Origin of the sequence: Caldovatus aquaticus, from assembly GCF_019458025.1 — a bacterium.
Taxonomy (GTDB): domain Bacteria; phylum Pseudomonadota; class Alphaproteobacteria; order Acetobacterales; family Acetobacteraceae; genus Caldovatus; species Caldovatus aquaticus.
Genome location: NZ_JAHZUY010000039.1, coordinates 1 through 15,363, shown reverse-complemented (window position 1 = coordinate 15,363; position 15,363 = coordinate 1). Strand labels below are relative to the sequence as shown.

The 15,363-nt window shown below is 75.3% G+C and carries 14 protein-coding genes and 1 pseudogene; 7 read left to right on the top strand and 8 right to left on the bottom strand.

From position 1 onward, the window contains the following. The first annotated feature begins 84 nt into the window (after window positions 1-84). Both K1J50_RS13120 and K1J50_RS13115 read left to right on the top strand, forming a co-directional pair. A complete protein-coding gene (locus K1J50_RS13120; protein ID WP_369413593.1) occupies window positions 85-825 on the top strand; it encodes a CoA transferase subunit A in 741 nt (246 codons plus the stop codon). Window position 826: 1 nt separating this feature from the next. Then, a complete protein-coding gene (locus K1J50_RS13115) occupies window positions 827-1,468 on the top strand; it encodes a 3-oxoacid CoA-transferase subunit B (protein WP_220118162.1) in 642 nt (213 codons plus the stop codon). A gap of 25 nt (window positions 1,469-1,493) precedes the next feature. Here the strand turns inward: K1J50_RS13115 and K1J50_RS13110 are convergent, their stop codons facing one another. Next, a complete protein-coding gene (locus K1J50_RS13110; RefSeq protein ID WP_220118161.1) occupies window positions 1,494-1,880 on the bottom strand; it encodes a VOC family protein in 387 nt (128 codons plus the stop codon). Between the two features lie 130 nt (window positions 1,881-2,010). Here K1J50_RS13110 and K1J50_RS13105 point away from each other — a divergent pair, with 130 nt between their 5' ends. Further along, window positions 2,011-2,877, top strand: coding sequence for an NAD(P)-dependent oxidoreductase (locus K1J50_RS13105; protein WP_220118160.1), 867 nt, complete (start codon window positions 2,011-2,013; stop codon window positions 2,875-2,877). Between the two features lie 6 nt (window positions 2,878-2,883). On the opposite strand, the gene K1J50_RS13100 is transcribed toward K1J50_RS13105, so the two are convergent. Both K1J50_RS13100 and K1J50_RS13095 read right to left on the bottom strand, forming a co-directional pair. Beyond that, window positions 2,884-3,867, bottom strand: coding sequence for a Bug family tripartite tricarboxylate transporter substrate binding protein (locus tag K1J50_RS13100; RefSeq protein WP_220118159.1), 984 nt, complete (start codon window positions 3,865-3,867; stop codon window positions 2,884-2,886). A 103-nt stretch (window positions 3,868-3,970) separates the two neighbouring features. Next, complete coding sequence (locus K1J50_RS13095) at window positions 3,971-5,407, bottom strand: M20 family metallopeptidase (RefSeq protein ID WP_220118158.1); 1,437 nt, start codon at window positions 5,405-5,407, stop codon at window positions 3,971-3,973. Window positions 5,408-5,572: 165 nt separating this feature from the next. Here K1J50_RS13095 and K1J50_RS13090 point away from each other — a divergent pair, with 165 nt between their 5' ends. Further along, the gene (locus K1J50_RS13090) at window positions 5,573-6,811 is read left to right on the top strand and encodes a M20/M25/M40 family metallo-hydrolase (protein WP_220118157.1); all 1,239 of its coding nucleotides are present in this window, start codon (window positions 5,573-5,575) and stop codon (window positions 6,809-6,811) included. Between the two features lie 15 nt (window positions 6,812-6,826). Here the strand turns inward: K1J50_RS13090 and K1J50_RS13085 are convergent, their stop codons facing one another. Further along, a complete protein-coding gene (locus K1J50_RS13085; RefSeq protein ID WP_220118156.1) occupies window positions 6,827-8,401 on the bottom strand; it encodes an acyl-CoA carboxylase subunit beta in 1,575 nt (524 codons plus the stop codon). Beyond that, window positions 8,401-9,213, bottom strand: coding sequence for an enoyl-CoA hydratase (locus K1J50_RS13080; protein WP_220118155.1), 813 nt, complete (start codon window positions 9,211-9,213; stop codon window positions 8,401-8,403). Before K1J50_RS13080 ends, K1J50_RS13085 begins: the two co-directional genes overlap by 1 nt. A gap of 165 nt (window positions 9,214-9,378) precedes the next feature. Between K1J50_RS13080 and K1J50_RS13075 the strand changes: the two genes are divergently transcribed. Together K1J50_RS13075 and K1J50_RS13070 are read left to right on the top strand one after the other, a co-directional pair. Further along, window positions 9,379-10,668, top strand: coding sequence for an alpha-hydroxy acid oxidase (locus K1J50_RS13075; protein ID WP_220118154.1), 1,290 nt, complete (start codon window positions 9,379-9,381; stop codon window positions 10,666-10,668). Window positions 10,669-10,689: 21 nt separating this feature from the next. Next, entirely contained in the window at window positions 10,690-11,784 is a 1,095-nt protein-coding gene (locus K1J50_RS13070) for a mandelate racemase/muconate lactonizing enzyme family protein (protein ID WP_220118153.1), read from the top strand. A gap of 25 nt (window positions 11,785-11,809) precedes the next feature. On the opposite strand, the gene K1J50_RS13065 is transcribed toward K1J50_RS13070, so the two are convergent. The 3 genes from K1J50_RS13065 to K1J50_RS13055 form a co-directional block, all read right to left on the bottom strand. Further along, complete coding sequence (locus K1J50_RS13065; protein WP_220118152.1) at window positions 11,810-12,799, bottom strand: Bug family tripartite tricarboxylate transporter substrate binding protein; 990 nt, start codon at window positions 12,797-12,799, stop codon at window positions 11,810-11,812. Between the two features lie 20 nt (window positions 12,800-12,819). Continuing rightward, the gene (locus K1J50_RS13060; protein WP_255575259.1) at window positions 12,820-13,434 is read right to left on the bottom strand and encodes a glutathione S-transferase family protein; all 615 of its coding nucleotides are present in this window, start codon (window positions 13,432-13,434) and stop codon (window positions 12,820-12,822) included. Window positions 13,435-13,580: 146 nt separating this feature from the next. Further along, the gene (locus K1J50_RS13055; RefSeq protein WP_220118151.1) at window positions 13,581-14,693 is read right to left on the bottom strand and encodes a mandelate racemase/muconate lactonizing enzyme family protein; all 1,113 of its coding nucleotides are present in this window, start codon (window positions 14,691-14,693) and stop codon (window positions 13,581-13,583) included. A gap of 222 nt (window positions 14,694-14,915) precedes the next feature. Here K1J50_RS13055 and K1J50_RS19180 point away from each other — a divergent pair. Further along, window positions 14,916-15,182, top strand: a pseudogene (locus K1J50_RS19180) (aldo/keto reductase); the annotation flags it as partial. Between the last annotated feature and the right edge of the window lie 181 nt (window positions 15,183-15,363).

The window sequence follows — 15,363 nt, the reverse complement described above, 5'->3', positions numbered from 1 at the left end:
GCCGGGATGACAGCGCCGCGGCCTTGGCCATAATGGGCGCGGGGACGGACGGGCCCGCTCCCCGGGCCGGGGGGAACGCTGCGCATGAGCCTGCGGAACAAGGTCGTCGCGAGCTTCGCGGAGGCGGTGCGGGACATCCCGGACGGCGCGACCATCGGCTTCGGCGGCTTCGCCATGCCCGGCACGCCGTTCAACCTGATCCGGGCGCTGGCCGAGCAGGGGGCGAGGAACCTGACGCTGGTCGCCAACACCACCGGCGGCGCGCAGCAGCCGCGCATGCCCGACATCGCCCTGCTGGTCGAGCGGGGGCGGGTGCGCAAGGTGATCTGCGCCTTCACCGCCGCGACCCGCGCCTCGGACGTGCTGCCCTTCACGAAGTACTACGAGGCCGGCGAGGTCGAGGCCGAGCTGGTGCCGCAGGGCACGCTCGCCGAGCGGCTGCGCGCCGCGGGCGCCGGCATCCCGGCCTTCTACACGCCGACCGCCGTCGGCACGGAACTCGCCGAGGGGCGCGAGACGCGCGTGATCAACGGGCGCGAATACCTGCTCGAATACGCGCTGCCGCTCGACTACGCCTTCGTGCGCGCACGCCGCGCCGATGCCTTCGGCAATCTTCGCTACTGGCGTTCGCAGCGCAACTTCAACCCGGTGATGGCGATGGCGGCGCGCGTCACCATCGCCGAGGTGGACGAGGAGATCCTGCCGGTCGGCGCGCTCGACCCGGACGACATCCACACCCCCGGCATCTTCGTCCACCGCGTCGTGAAGGTGCCGCCGCCGCCCGAGGGGCTCTGGCCGCAGAAGCGCCTGGAGAGGAATCGCTGAGATGAGCGCGACCAAGGGCTGGAGCCGCCAGCAGATGGCCGACCGCATCGCGCGGGAGTTCCAGGACGGCTGGATCGTCAACCTCGGCGTCGGCCTGCCGACGCTCTGCTCCAACACCGACATCGGCGGGCGCGAGGTGATCTACCACTCGGAGAACGGCGTGATCGGCTACGGCCCGATCGCCGGGCCGGGGGAGGAGGACCTGAACCTGGTCAACGCCGGCGGCCAGAACGTGACGCTGAAGCCGGGCGCGGCGGTGGTGCACCACGCCGATTCCTTCGCCATCATCCGCAGCGGCCGGATCGATGCGACGGTGATGGGCGCCTACGAGGTCGCCTGCAACGGCGACTTCGCCAACTGGAAGGTCGCCGGCGCGAAGGGCGGCGGCATCGGCGGGGCGATGGACCTCGCCGCCTGCGCGCGGCGCGTCTTCATCGTCCTCGAGCACACGACGCGCGACGGCCGGCCGCGCCTGGTCGCGCGCTGCACGCTGCCGGTGACGGCGCGCGGCGTGGTGACGCTGGCGGCGACCAATCTCGGCCTGTTCGAGCCGGCCGGCGAGGCGTTCCGCGTGCGCGACCTCGCCCCCGGCGTGACGCTCGAGGAGGTGCGCGCCGCGACCGGCTGCCCGGTGCTCGCCTGACCGCCGGCGCGGCGCCGGGGGCGCCTCAGACGCCGCGCTCCAGCAGCTCGATCGAGACGTTCTGCGGGCCGCGCAGGAAGGCGATGCGGATCCCCGGGCGGGGGCTCATCGGCTCCAGGGTGAACTCCGCGCCCTTGGCCTTCAGCTCGGCCACCACCGCATCGAGGCCGGTCACGCGCAGGCCGAAATGCTCGAGCCCCTGATAGGGCGCGGAGGGCGGATCGGCCGTTCCGCCGTCCGCCGCGACGGGGGCAAGGAAGATCTTCTGCCCGCCGAGCTCGAGGTCCACCCGCGGCTGGCCCTGCTGCACCGAGCGCAGCACCCTGGCGCCGAACATGCGCTCGTACCACTGCGCGGTCGCCTCGACGTCCGGCGTGCGCAGGTGGATGTGGTCGAAGACGAACTCGGCCATGCGCGGATCCTCCTCCGGTGCGGTCGGTCGCGCAACGCTAGGCCGGCGGGGCGCGGGGCGCCAGGGGGAGCGGGCTTGGCCGCCGCCCGGCCCCGGCTAGACTGGGGCGCGCAGAGGGAGGACCGGACCGATGACGCAGCCGCCGCTTGCCGTCACCGTCGTCGCGCAGGGCGCCATGGGGGCGGGGGTTGCGATGCGCCTCGCCGGCAACGGCGTCGAGGTGCGGACCTCGCTCGCCGGGCGCAGCCGTGCCAGCGCCGAGCGCGCCGCCGCCGCCGGGATGCGCGCCGTGGACGACGAGGCCCTCGTCGCCGTGCCGATCGTGCTCTCGATCGTGCCGCCGGCGGAGGCGATCGCCACCGCGGAGCGCTTCGCCGCGATCTGCCGCCGCACCGGGGCGCGGCCGCTCTATGCCGACCTCAACGCGATCAGTCCGGAGACGGCCGGCCGCGTCGCCGCGATCGCCGAGGGCGCCGGCATGGCCTTCGCGGACGGCGGCATCATCGGCGGGCCGCCGCGCGCCGACGGCTACAACCCCGCGATCTACGTCTCGGGCCCCGAGGCGCCGCGCCTGTCCGTGCTCGCCGAGCGCGGCGGGCTCGACATCCGGGTGATGGACGGGCCGGTGGGCGCGGCCTCGGCGCTCAAGATGTCCTACGCCGGCATCACCAAGGGGCTGACCGCGGTCGCCTCGGCGATGATGCTGGCGGCGACGCGCGCCGGCGCGGCGGAGGCGCTGCACGCCGAGCTCGCGCAGAGCCAGCCGCAGCTCCTCGCCTGGTTCGGGCGCATGGTGCCGGGCATGTTCGCCAAGGCCTACCGGTGGGAAGGCGAGATGGAGGAGATCGCCGACTTCGTCGGCCGCGACCGTGGCGAGAGCGCGATCTACGCCGGCGCGGCGCGGCTCTACGCGCGCCTCGCCGCCGACCAGGGCGGCGAGCGGCGCGAGATCGCGCAGCTCGAGGCGTTCCTGCGGCAGGGCGCCGCGCCGCGCTGAGGCCGTTCAGCCCGGGCGGACGCCGGCGCGGCGGATCACCGCGCCGAAGACCTCGTACTCGCGCCGCCAGCGCGCGCGCAGCGCCTCGCCCGCCTCGAATCGCGGCGCGAGGCCGATGCGCGCCATCTGCTCCGCCGTCTCCGGCGCGGCGCAGATCGCCTCGGTCTCGCGCGCCAGCTTGGCGACGACCTCCTCCGGCAGTCCCGCCGGCCCGGCGAGGCCGAACCAGGACACCGCGCCGGCGCGGTTGAAGCCGAGCTCGCCGAGGGTGGGCACCTGCGGGAGCTGCGGGCTGCGCCGCTCGCCCACCACGGCGAGGCCGACGAGCTGGCCGTTGCGCACCGGCTCGGTGGCGATGGTATCGAAGATCAGCTCGACCCGTCCCGCGAGCAGGTCCACGAGCGCCGGCGAGGAGCCGCGATAGGGCACGTGCTCGATCTCGATGCCGGCCTCCATCCGGAAGATCTCTCCGAACAGGTGGGTGATGGTGCCGTTGCCGGCGGAGCCGAAGCGCAGCTTGCCCGGATTGGCCCTGGCGTAGGCGATCAGGCCGGGGATGTCGCGGAACGGCACCGAGGGATGCGCGGCGACGACGCTGTTCGACTGGCAGGTCATCGCGATCGGCGTGAAGCTGCGGAAGGTGTCGTAGGGCACGGGGAGGAAGTGCGGCGCGATCAGCACCGCGCCGGTGGAATGGGCGAGCAGGGTGTAGCCGTCCGGCGCCGCGCGCGCGACCATCGCCGCGCCGAGGGTGGAGCCGGCGCCGGGGCGGTTCTCCACCACGAAGGACTGGCCGAGCCGGTCGCCGAGCCCCTTGGCGACGACGCGGCCCGCCGTGTCGGCCGCCCCGCCGGGGGTGAAGGGCACGATGACGGCGACCGCGCGGTTCGGATAGTCGCTCGCCTGGGCGCGTTCCTCCTTCGCCGCCAGGCTTGCCCCGGCGAGAGCGGCGAGGGCGCGGCGGGTGAGCGCCGGCTGGCGGATCGGCATGGCGGCGGCGTCCCTCCTCGGCTGTGCGCCGGATCAGGATGCGTGCGGCCGCCGCCGGCGGGAAGGGAAGACGCGCGCCGCCGTTCCCCGGCGGGCGGCGGGCTCAGCCTTCGGCGCGCAGGCCCGCCGACATGCCGATCGGCGGCTCGACCTCGGGCGGGAGCGGGCAGACGTAGGGCGTGGCCGCGGTGCGCGCCCGGTGGTCGGCCTTGGCGCGCGCGATCAGGTCGGGGTCGCGGAGCGCGTCCACCGCGGTGCCGGCCATCACCTTTGCCACGTGCACCAGCCCCTTGTGCGCGGCCGGGGTCTTGCCCTGCGCGGTGAGCTGCCAGGAGTGGCCGGGCGTGCCGATCGCGTAGGTCGCGCCGCGCGCCTGCACCGTCGGCACCACCCAGCTCACGTCGCCGACGTCGGTCGAGCCGACGCCGCCCTCCCCTTTCGCCTCCAGCGGCACGATCAGGTCGCAGAGCGGCTTGTCGCGGTCCACGGGCAGGCCGTGGCGGCGGAAGGCGGCGACGATGTCCTCCTCCTTCAGCGTCGCGCGGATCTCGCGCGCGAAGGCGCGGTCGGCCTCGTCGAAGGGCGGCGGGCCGAGGCGCAGGAAGTTCTCGTGCATCGCCCGCTCGAGCGGCGCGTTGCCGAGCAGGTTGGAGACGGCGCTCACCACCTTCGCCGCCACGGTCGTCTCCGTCATCAGCGCCGCGCCCTCGGCGATCCGGCGCACGCGCGCGACCAGCGCGTTGAGCTCGGCGAGGTCGCGGGCGCGGATCAGGTAGCGCACCGTGGCGCGGCCCTGCACCACGTTGGGCGCGATGCCGCCGGCGTCGAGATAGGCGTAGTGCACGCGCGCGTCGGCGGGCATGTGCTCGCGCATGTAGTTCACGCCGACGCTCATCAGCTCCACCGCGTCGAGCGCGCTGCGGCCGAGGTGCGGCGCGGCGGCGGCGTGCGAGGAGCGGCCGGTGAAGGTGAAGTCGATGCGCATGTTGGCGAGCGAGACCGGCTCGTTGACGCCGGAGAAGGCCGACGGGTGCCAGGAGATGGCGATGTCCACGTCGTCGAAGGCGCCGGCGCGCACCATGAAGCCCTTGGCGGCGCCGCCCTCCTCCGCCGGGCAGCCGTAGTAGCGCACGCGGCCCGGCAGGCCGTTCCGCGCGAGCCAGTCCTTCACCGCGGTCGCGGCGAGCAGCGAGGCGGCGCCGAGCAGGTTGTGGCCGCAGCCGTGCCCGTTGCCGTCGCCGGGCAGCGGCCGGCGCTCGGCCACGCCGGCCTCCTGGCTCAGGCCCGGAAGCGCATCGTACTCGCCGAGGATGGCGATCACCGGCCCGCCCTCGCCGGCCTCGCCCATCACCGCGGTCGGGATGCCGGCGAGGGCGCGGGTGACGCGGAAGCCCTGGCGCTCCAGCATCGCCGTGTGCTCGGCGCAGGAGCGGTGCTCGGCGTAGCAGAGCTCGGGCATCTCCCAGACGCGGTCGCTGAGGGCGATGAACTCCTCCGCCTTCGCGTCCACCAGGCGCCAGATCTCCTCGCTGTTCTGCATGGTCCCTCGTCTTCCGGTCGGGCGGTGCGGCGGCCCCGCCGGGCGCGGGGCGCCGGACGGGTGAAGCGCGCCCCCCCTGCGCGGTCAATGGCCGGACGCGCCGCGGGGCTCGACGGCGGCCGCGCCGCGGGCCATTCCTGCAGTCCCGCCGAAGGAGTTGCCGCCATGCCGGACGCCGCCCGATCTGTCGCCGCCTTCCTCCGGGGGGAGCGCGCCCGGCAGGCGGAATTCCTGGCCGCGCTGGTGCGCGTCCCCTCCGACAATCCGCCCGGCGACTGCGCGCCGCACGCCGCGCACGCCGCGGCGCTGCTGGAGGCGCTGGGCCTCGCGGTCGAGCGCCACGCGGTGCCGGAGGCGCTGGTGCGCGCGCGCGGCATGGTCTCGGTGACGAACCTGGTGGTGCGCCACCGCTTCGGCCCGGGCGGGCCGGTGATCGCGCTCAACGCCCATGGCGACGCGGTGCCTCCGGGCGAGGGCTGGACGCGCGATCCCTACGGCGCCGAGGTGGCGGACGGGTGGATGCATGGCCGCGGTGTGGCCGTCTCGAAGTCGGATTTCGCGACCTACGCCTGGGCGCTGCTGGCGCTGAAGGCGCTTGGCGCGGCGGGGCCGCGCCGCGGCGCGGTCGAGCTGCACTTCACCTACGACGAGGAGACGGGCGGCGAGCTCGGCCCGGCCTGGCTGCTCGCCGAGGGCATCAGCCGGCCCGACTACGCGATCGCCGCCGGCTTCACCTACGAAGTGGTGCACGCGCACAACGGCTGCCTGCACCTCGAGGTCGCGCTGCGCGGCCGCTCCGCGCACGCCGCGAAGCCCTGGACCGGCGCGGATGCGCTGGAGGCGGCGAACCAGGTGCTCGGCGCGCTCTATGCGTGGCGGCGCGGGCTGGCCGGGCGCGTCTCGGCGATCCCGGGCATCGGCGCGCCGCAGATGACGGTCGGACTGATCGCCGGCGGGGTGAACACCAACGTCGTGCCCGACCGCGTGACGCTGCGCCTCGACCGGCGCATCGTGCCGGAGGAGGATCCGGCGGAGGCCGAGGCCGAGCTCCGCGCGGTGATCGAGGGGGCGGCGCGCGCCTTTCCCGCCGTCGCGGTCGCGGTGCGGCGCATCCTGCTCGCCGCGCCGCTGGTGCCCATCGCCGGGAGCGAGCGGCTCGGCGCGGCGCTCTGCCGCCACGCCAGCCGGGTTACGGGCGAGGCGGTGCGGACCGGCGGCGTGCCGCTCTACACCGACGCGCGGCACTACGCCGCGCGCGGCGTGCCGGTGGTGCTCTACGGCGCGGGGCCGCGCCGGATCGAGGACGCGAACGCGCACGCCGCCGACGAGCGGCTGCCGCTCGAGGACCTGCACCGCGCGACCGAGGCGGTCGCCTGCGCCCTGCACGAGCTGCTGCAGGGCTGAGGCGCCGGCGCGCGGTCACGGCCGCATGGTGAAGGAGGCGAGGCCGGGCCGCAGGCGCTTCTGCGCCAGGCGGGCGAACTCGCAGAGCAGGGGGCGGGTGTCGCGCGGGTCTATGATCTCCTCGACCCAGAACGCCTCCGCGGTGCGGAAGGGGGAGCGCAGGCGCTGCAGCCGCGCCTCGATCTCGGCGAGTTTCGCCTCCGGGTCCGGCGCGGCCTCGATCTCGGCGCGGTAGGCCGCCTCGATGCCGCCCTCGAGCGGCAGCGAGCCCCAGCGCGCCGAGAGCCAGGCGTAGCGCAGCGAGAAGCGGCCGGCGGGCTGGTGCACCACGCCGGCGACGCCGAAGGCGTTGCGCATGATGATCGTGCACCAGGGCACGGTGGACTGGTTCACCGCCGCCATCGCCCGCACGCCGAGGCGGATGGTGGCGGTGCGCTCCGCCTCCAGCCCGACGGCGAAGCCGGGGCAGTCCATCAGATAGACGACCGGCAGGTGGAAGGTCTCGGCGAGGTCCACGAAGCGGATGACCTTGGCGCAGGCGTCCGCGGTCCAGGCGCCGCCGTGGAACACCGGGTCGGAGGCGAGCAGCGCCACGGCGCGCCCGTCGAGCCGCGCGAATCCGGTGACGACGGAGCGGCCGAACATCCGTCCCATCTCGAAGAAGGAGCCGCGGTCCACGACCGCCTCGATGATCGGCCGCACCTTGTAGGCGGCGCGCGGGTCGCGCGGGATGGCGGTGAACAGCGACTCCTCGCGCCGCGCCGGGTCGTCCTCCCAGTTGCGCACGGCCGGCGGCAGCTCGTCCACCGAGGAGGGGAGGTAGGAGAGGAAGCGGCGCGCGCGCGCGAAGGCCTCCTCCTCCGTGTCCACGGCGTCGTCCACGGCGCCGGCGCGGGTCTGGATCTCCCAGCCGCCGAGTTCCCGCTTGTCGAGGCTCTGGCCGAGCCGCGCCACCACCGGCGGGCCGGCGACGAACACCGCCGAGGTGGCCTTGGTCATCAGCGAGTAGTGCGAGGCGGCGAGCCGCGCCGCGCCGAGCCCCGCGACCGAGCCGAGGCCGAGCGCCACCACCGGCACCAGTCCCAGGTTCAGCGTGGTGTGGTGGTAGAGCGCGGTGCCGCCAACGCCGCCCGGCAGGTTGGCGCGGCCGGTGGTCTCGATCGTCTTGACCGAGCCGCCGCCGCCGGAGCCCTCGATCAGCCGGACGATCGGGATGCGCAGCTCGCCGGCCATGCGCTCGGCCATGATCGGCTTCTCGCGGATCGTCGCGTCGGCGCTGCCGCCGCGCACGGTGAAGTCGTCGCCGACCACGACCACCGGCCGGCCGTCGAGCGTGGCGCGGCCGAGCACGCAGTTCGCGGGGGTGAAGCGCTTGAGTTCCCCGGCATCGTCGTACTCGGCGCGGCCGGCGAGGGCGCCCACCTCGTGGAAGCTGCCGCGGTCCACCAGGCGCTCGATGCGCTCGCGCACGGTGAGGCGGCCGGCGTCGTGCTGGCGCTTCACCTTGTCGGGGCCGCCCATCGCGCGCGCCAGCGCCTCGCGGCGGCGCAGCTCCTCGAGCTCCGGCTGCCAGCTCTCGCGCTTCGACATCAGCGCGCCCCCGTCGTCGCCGCCTTGCCGCGGGCGATGGCGCCGGCGAGGCCGGCCTCGCGCGCGCGGCGGAACTCGTCGCTCATGTGCGAGAGCTGGTGGGTGTCGAAATGCGCGGCGATCGCGGCGCGGAAGCCCTGGATGTCGAGCGTGCGGTTGAGCGAGCGCTTGGTGAGCCGGAGCGCGAAGGGCGGCGCCTCGGCGATGCCCTGCGCGAGCGCCATCGTCGCTGCCTCCAGCTCCGCGCGCGGCACGACCCGGTTGACCATGCCGATGCGCAGCGCCTCCTCGGCGCCCAGGCGGCGGCCGGTGAAGAGGAATTCCTTCGCCGCGCGCAGGCCCATCACCCAGGGGTGGACCAGCACCTCGACCGCGGCGGCGGCCAGGGTCCGGCACACGGGATCGGCGAAGAAGGCGTCGTCGGAGGCGACGATCAGGTCGCACATGTTCGCCACCATGAAGCCGCCGGCGATGCAGGCGCCCTTCACCTCGGCGATGGTCGGCTTCGGGCAGTCCCAGATGCGCAGCGCGTAGTCGAGGTAGCGGATCTCCTCGTAGGCCCAGCGCTCCTCGACGCCGAAGCCGGCGCGCCGGGCCGCGGCCTCCTTGAGGTCGTGACCGGCCGAGAAGTGGTCGCCCCGGCCGCCGATGACGATCACGCGCACCGTCTCGTCCGCGATCGCCTCGCGCAGCGCGGCGTCGAGCTCGTCGAGCAGGGTCTGGCTCTCGGCGTTGCGCGCCTCCGGCCGGTCGTGCAGCAGGCGCAGCACGGCGCCGTGGCGCTCGATGGCGATCTCCGTGGTGGTGGCCATGCGTCTCGTCCCTCCGCGGCGCGGAGCCTGCGCCGCGGTGCCGCGGGCGTCAAACCCGGCCCGGGCGGGCGCCCGGGGGCGGATTTGCCCTCCGCGCCGGGCCGCGCGATCCTGGCGCCATCGTCACCGGCCGGCCGGGCGGACCGCCGGAGGGGGGAAGGGCGCATGAGCGGAAGCACGGGCAGGACAGGGACGGGCGGCTGGGGCATCGGCCAGGGGGAGGGCGCGGCGGCGCGGCTGCGCCGGCGCTTCCCCACCTGCCGCTCGCTGCAGCGGCGCACGCGCTGGCGCGTGCCGCGCTTCGCCTACGACTTCGTCGCCGGCGGCGTCGGCGACGGGGCGCCCAACGTGGCGCACAACCGTGCGGCGATGGACGCAGTGCGGATCGTGCCGCGCTACGGGATCGACGTCTCGCGCGTGGACATCTCGGTGCGGCTGTTCGGGCGCGACTACGCCATGCCGGTCGGCGTCGCGCCCATGGGCAACACCGGCCTGCTGTGGCCGCGCGCCGACGCGATCCTCGCCGCGGCGGCGCAGAAGGCGCGCATTCCGTACTGCAGCTCCACCGTGGCCAATGTCGCGATCGAGGAGCTGGCGCGGATCGCGCCCGACGTGTTCTGGTTCCAGCTCTACGGCCTGCCCGGCGACGACCACCGCCTCTCCTTCGACCTGATCGCGCGCGCCGAGCGCGCCGGGGCGCACGCCCTGCTGCTGACGGTGGACGTGCCGGTGCGGCAGAAGCGGGTGCAGGACGTGGCGAACGGCCTCTCGGTGCCGTTCCGCTGGCGGCCGCGCACTGTGCTCGACATCGCCGCCTCGCCGCGCTGGGCGATCGAGGTGCTGCGGCACGGCCAGCCGCGGTTCGCGAATTTCCGGAAGTATCTCGGCGAGAGCGCCAGCACCGCCGAGCTCGCCGCCTTCGTCTACAACAACGTCACCAGCGGCCTGACCTGGGAGGTGATGGCGCGGATCCGCGACGCCTGGCCGCGGGCGCTGATCCTCAAGGGCCCGCTGCACCCGGAGGACGCGGAGCGGGCGATCGCGATCGGCTTCGACGGCCTGCTCGTGACCAACCACGGCGGGCGGCAGCTCGACGCGGCGCCGGCCTCGATCGACGTGCTGCCCGCGATCGTCGCCCAGGCGCGCGGCCGCGCGACGGTGCTGCTCGACGGCTCGGTGCAGAGCGGGCTCGACGTGGCGCGGGCGCTCGCGCTCGGCGCGGCGGGCACGCTCGCGGGCCGCGCCTTCCTCTGGAGCGTCGGGGCGCTGGGGGAGGCCGGGGGCGACCACGCCGCCGCCTCCTTCCGCGAGGAGATCTCCGGCGTCTTCGCGCAGATCGGCGCGCGCTCGGTCGAGGAGGCGGGGCGGGCGACGGTGCTGCATCCGAACGCGGTGCGCTTCGCGGCGGCGGCGCCGGCCGCCGCGCCCCGGCGCGAGCCGGTCGAGGCGGGCTGAGGCGAGGGGACGGAGGCGCCGATGAGCATCCGGTCCATCGCCGCGCTGCCGATCATCCTGCCCTTCGAGGTGCCCGGCCCGCGCCCGCTCTTCGCCGGCAGGCCGCGCGAGACCGTGCCGACGCTGCTGGTCCGCGTCGAGACCAGCGACGGCATCGTCGGCTGGGGCGAGGCGTTCAGCCATGCCGCCTGGGCGCCGACCGCGACCGCGCTGACCGAGGTGGTGGCGCCGCTCGCCCTCGGCCGCGACGAGACGGCGATCGCCGCGCTCGCGCTCGAGATCCAGAAGACGCTGCACCTGTTCGGCCGCAGCGGTCCGGTCACCTATGCGCTCTCTGGCCTGGAGATCGCGCTGTGGGACATCGCCGGCAAGGCGGCGGGACGGCCGCTGCATGCCCTGCTCGGCGGCGCGCGGCGCGAGCGGCTGCCGGCCTATGCGAGCCTGCCGCGCTACGCCGATCCGGCGGCGGTGGCGCGGGTCGGCGCCGCCGCCGTGGCGCGCGGCTACCGCGCGGTGAAGCTGCACGAGACCGGGATCGAGCAGGTGCGGGCGGCGCGCGCGGCGATCGGCGGCGAGGTCGCTCTGATGCTCGACGCGAACTGCGCCTGGAGCGTGGCCGAGGCGCTGGAGAGGGCGGCGCGGCTGCGGCCCTTCGGCCTCCATTGGCTGGAGGAGCCGGTGTGGCCGCCGGAGGACCATGCCGGCCTCGCCCGCGTGCGGCGCGAGGGAGGCGTGCGCACCGCGGCCGGGGAGAACGCGGCGAGCCCCACCGAGTGCGCGGCGATGATGGCCGCCGGCGCGGTGGACGTGATCCAGCCGAGCGTCACCAAGATCGGCGGCGTCGCGGCCTGGCTGGAGGTGGCGCGCGCCGCGCGGGCGCAGGGCGTCGCGGTCGTGCCGCACTCGCCCTATTTCGGGCCGGGCTTCCTCGCCACGCTGCATCTCTGCGCGACGCTGGCGGAGGAGGTCCGGGTGGAGCGGATGGATTTCGACCTGCCCGCCAACCCCTTCGGCGCGACGATCGTGCCGCGCGAGGGCTGGCTTTCCGTGCCGCAGGGACCGGGGCTCGGCGCCGATCCCGACCCGGAGATCATCGCGCGCTACCGCGCGGCGTGAGCCGGCGGCGCCGCCCGGTGCGCCGCTATTCCAGGCGGATGTTCCCGGCGCGCGCGACCTCGCGCCAGGTTTCCATCTCGCCGCGGAAGAACGCCGCCGCCTCCGCCGGGGTGCCGCCGCGCGGCACGCCGCCCTGCTCGACCAGCGCGCGCCGCGTCTCCGGCACGGCGAGCGAGGCGTTCAGCGCCGCGTTCAGCAGGGCGATCCGCTCGGCGGGGACGCCCGACGGCGCGACCAGGCCGTAGCTGCTCGCCGAGACCATGCCCGGAACCCCGGCCTCGATCATGGTCGGCAGCTCGGGCAGGAATTCCAGGCGCTGCGGCGCGGTCACGCCGAGCGGACGCACGGTGCCTGCGCGCACCTGCGGCAGCAGGATCGGCACGTCGGCGAACATCATCTGCACGCGCCCGCTCAGCAGGTCCGGGATCGCCGGCGCCGCACCGCGATAGGGCACATGCACGATGCCGATGCCGCCGGCGCGCGCGCGGAACATCTCCGTCGCCAGGTGCAGGGTGCTGCCGATGCCGGCGCTGGCGTAGCTGATCTGCCCGGGACGCCCGCGCGCGTAGGCGATCAGCTCCGCCACGCTGCGCACCGGCAGCGAGGGATGGACGGCGAGGATCTGCGGCACCGAGAGCACCAGGCCGATCGCCGCGAGGTCGCGGTGCGGGTCGAACGGCATGTTCGGCTGCAGCACCGGCATGATCGCCATCACGCCCGAGCTGCCGAGGCCGATCGTGTGGCCGTCGGGCCTCGCCCGCGCGACCGCCTCGATGCCGACCATCCCGCCGGCGCCGGAGCGGCTCTCGATCACGATCGGGCGGCCGCCGAGCCGTTCGCTCATGCCGGGTGAGACGAGGCGGGCGATGGTGTCGGCCGGGCCGCCGGGCGGGAAGGGCACGATCAGGCGGATCGGCTGATCGGGGAAGGCCTGCGCGCGCCCCTCCCCGGGCGATGCCGCGAGGGCGAGGGCGGCGAGCCCGGCAGCGGCATGGCGGCGCGGAATGGGGGTCATGGCGCCCTCCCGGCGGTCCTTCAGGTCACGTCCACGAAGGCGGTCGCCCGCACCGAGGGGCGGGCGGCGAATTCCGCGTGCCAGGCGGCGAGAGCCGGGCGGCCCGCGCGCCAGCCGAGCTCGCCGAAGCGGAAGTCGAGATAGGCCAGCGCGACGCCGATCGCGACGTGCCCGATCGAGAAGGGGGTGGCGGCGAGCGCCTCCGCCTCCGCTTCCAGCGCGTCGAGCGCCGCCTGCGTCTTGGCGGCGAGCGCCGCCTCCAGGTCGGCGAGGCGGTGCGGCCACTCCCGCGCGCCGCGCCAGAGCACGAGGTTGTCGAGCAGGCCGTTGCCGAGCGCATGGCGGCGCAGCGCCGTCCAGCGCGCCGGCCCGGCCGGCGGGTAGAGCCTCGGCCCGTCGTGGAGGCTGTCCAGGTACTCGCAGATCACGGCGGAGTCGTAGAGGACGGTGCCGTCCGGAAGGCGCAGCGTCGGGATCTTGCCGAGCGGGTTGTCGCGCATGACTTCGGGATTCGCGGTGCGCGCGGAGACGACGACGCGCTCGGTGCGGATGCGCCCGGCCTGGCCGGTCTCGTGCGCGACGACCATCACCTTGCGCACGAAGGGCGAGCGCGAGGACCAGTGCAGGACCATCATGGCGGCGTGCTCCGGAGGCTCGCTCTCGGCCATACCCGCCGCAGGGCAGGCCCGTCCAGCGCCGCGCCGCCGGCGCGGGCGGCCCCTGTCGCGGGCGAAGGCGGCGCGGCCATGGCGCCGGGGCGCGGGCGGGGTCCTGCCCGGGCTCAGTCCTGCGCGAAACGCGCGAGCACCGCCGGGTCGGGCTCCAGGCCGAGGCCGGGCGCCTGCGGCACGGCGATGGTGCCGTCGGGGGCCGGGTCGAGCGCCCGGCCGTAGACCGGCAGCTCGGCGTCGAGGAAATACGTCTCGAGCCGCACATCGGCGCGCCCGCCCCAGGCGGCGATCAGGTGCAGCGTGGCGAGGTAGCCCGGCCCGAAATAGGGCGAGTGGGGCACCAGGATCGCGCCGTGCCGCGCGGCGATCTCCGCCACCGCGCGCATGGCGCTGACGCCGCCGACCTTGGTGACGCTCGGCTGCACGTAGTCCACGGCGCCGGCGGCCAGCATGCGCGCGAAGTCCTCCGGCTGCGCCGCGTTCTCGCCCGCCGCGACGGCGAGGCCGCCCTCGGCGCGCACGCGGGCGAGGCCGGCGTAATCCTCCGGCGGCCAGACCGGCTCCTCCAGCCAGCGCACGCCGAGGCCCTGCACGGCGCGGGCGAAGGCGATGGCGTCGGCGGGGTCGTCCCAGCGGCAATTGACGTCAATGGTGATCGGCACCCCCGCGGGCAGCACGGCGCGCGCGGCGCGCACCATCGGCACCTCGGCCTCGTGCAGCTTCACCTCGCGGTAGCCCCGCCGATAGGCCTCGGCGGCGTTGCGCTCGACCAGCGCCGGATCGCCGTAGCGCAGCAGGCTGGCGTAGGCGGGCACGCGCGGGAGCGTCGTCGCGCCGTCCGCGAGCAGGCGGTGCAGCGGCTGGCCGGCGAGTCGGCCGGCGATGTCCCACAGCGCGATGTCGATCGCCGAGATGCCGAAGGTGACAGGCCCGTTGCGGCCGAAATTGTGCAGCCGGCGGCGCAACTCGTTGGTCAGGCCGGCGATGTCGCGCGGGTCGCGGCCGAGGCAGGCGGGGCCGATCAGCGTCTCGATCGCGGTGCGGGTGGTGTCCGCGAGCGTGAAGCCGAAGCCTTCGCCCCAGCCGTGCACGCCGGCGTCGGTCTCGACGCGCACGAGCAGCGTGTCGAGGGTGCGGAGGTGGAGGTTGCCGCCGGCGCCTGCGGGCGCCCCGTAGCGGAACGGGCTGCGGACGATGTAGGTCGCGACGCGCGAGATCCTCACGGCGGGTGTCTCCTCCGGCGGGGGCGGGCGATGGTCGCAGAGGGGGCCTGCGGCGGGAAGGGCAGCGCCCGGACCGTGGGCGGACGGCCGTGCCTGGGCGGCGCGCCCGTCGCGCTGTAGATCAAGGGCGACCGCTCCGCGCCGGGCCGAGGATCGGCGCCGCGGCGGGAACCGCCGGCCGTGCGCCGCGTCCCTCCGCGGACAAGGGAGGAGGCACGCCGCATGGAACAGCGCAGACTCGGCCGCACCGGGCTGATGGTCTCGGTGCTCGGCTACGGATGCGGCGCGGTCGGCGGGCTGATGGTCCGCGGGACGCCGGCGGAGCAGGAACGCGCGATCGCCCGCGCCATCGAGGGCGGGATCAACTACTTCGACACCGCGGCCGCCTATGGCGACGGCGAGTCGGAGCGGAACCTCGGCCGCGTGCTGAAGGCGCTCGGCGCGAAGGACGTGTTCGTCGGCACCAAGGTCCGCGTCGCGCCGGCGCAGCGCGGCCGGATCGGCGAGGCGGTGGCCGCGTCGCTGGAGGCGAGCCTGCGCCGGCTAGGTCCTGGACTCAAACCGTGTCCACAGCCGGATGGCGGCGAGGGCGACGGTGGAGAGGTAGTTGCGTGCGAGCTTGTCGAAGCGTGTGGCGATGCGGCGGAAATGCTTGAGGCGATTGAAGCAT

Coding starts and splice junctions, on each gene's coding strand:
- K1J50_RS13120 (WP_369413593.1), top strand. CDS start 85: ATGAGCCTGCGGAACAAGGTCGTCGCGAGCTTCGCGGAGGCGGTGCGG.
- K1J50_RS13115 (WP_220118162.1), top strand. CDS start 827: ATGAGCGCGACCAAGGGCTGGAGCCGCCAGCAGATGGCCGACCGCATC.
- K1J50_RS13110 (WP_220118161.1), bottom strand. CDS start 1,880: ATGGCCGAGTTCGTCTTCGACCACATCCACCTGCGCACGCCGGACGTC.
- K1J50_RS13105 (WP_220118160.1), top strand. CDS start 2,011: ATGACGCAGCCGCCGCTTGCCGTCACCGTCGTCGCGCAGGGCGCCATG.
- K1J50_RS13100 (WP_220118159.1), bottom strand. CDS start 3,867: ATGCCGATCCGCCAGCCGGCGCTCACCCGCCGCGCCCTCGCCGCTCTC.
- K1J50_RS13095 (WP_220118158.1), bottom strand. CDS start 5,407: ATGCAGAACAGCGAGGAGATCTGGCGCCTGGTGGACGCGAAGGCGGAG.
- K1J50_RS13090 (WP_220118157.1), top strand. CDS start 5,573: ATGCCGGACGCCGCCCGATCTGTCGCCGCCTTCCTCCGGGGGGAGCGC.
- K1J50_RS13085 (WP_220118156.1), bottom strand. CDS start 8,401: ATGTCGAAGCGCGAGAGCTGGCAGCCGGAGCTCGAGGAGCTGCGCCGC.
- K1J50_RS13080 (WP_220118155.1), bottom strand. CDS start 9,213: ATGGCCACCACCACGGAGATCGCCATCGAGCGCCACGGCGCCGTGCTG.
- K1J50_RS13075 (WP_220118154.1), top strand. CDS start 9,379: ATGAGCGGAAGCACGGGCAGGACAGGGACGGGCGGCTGGGGCATCGGC.
- K1J50_RS13070 (WP_220118153.1), top strand. CDS start 10,690: ATGAGCATCCGGTCCATCGCCGCGCTGCCGATCATCCTGCCCTTCGAG.
- K1J50_RS13065 (WP_220118152.1), bottom strand. CDS start 12,799: ATGACCCCCATTCCGCGCCGCCATGCCGCTGCCGGGCTCGCCGCCCTC.
- K1J50_RS13060 (WP_255575259.1), bottom strand. CDS start 13,434: ATGATGGTCCTGCACTGGTCCTCGCGCTCGCCCTTCGTGCGCAAGGTG.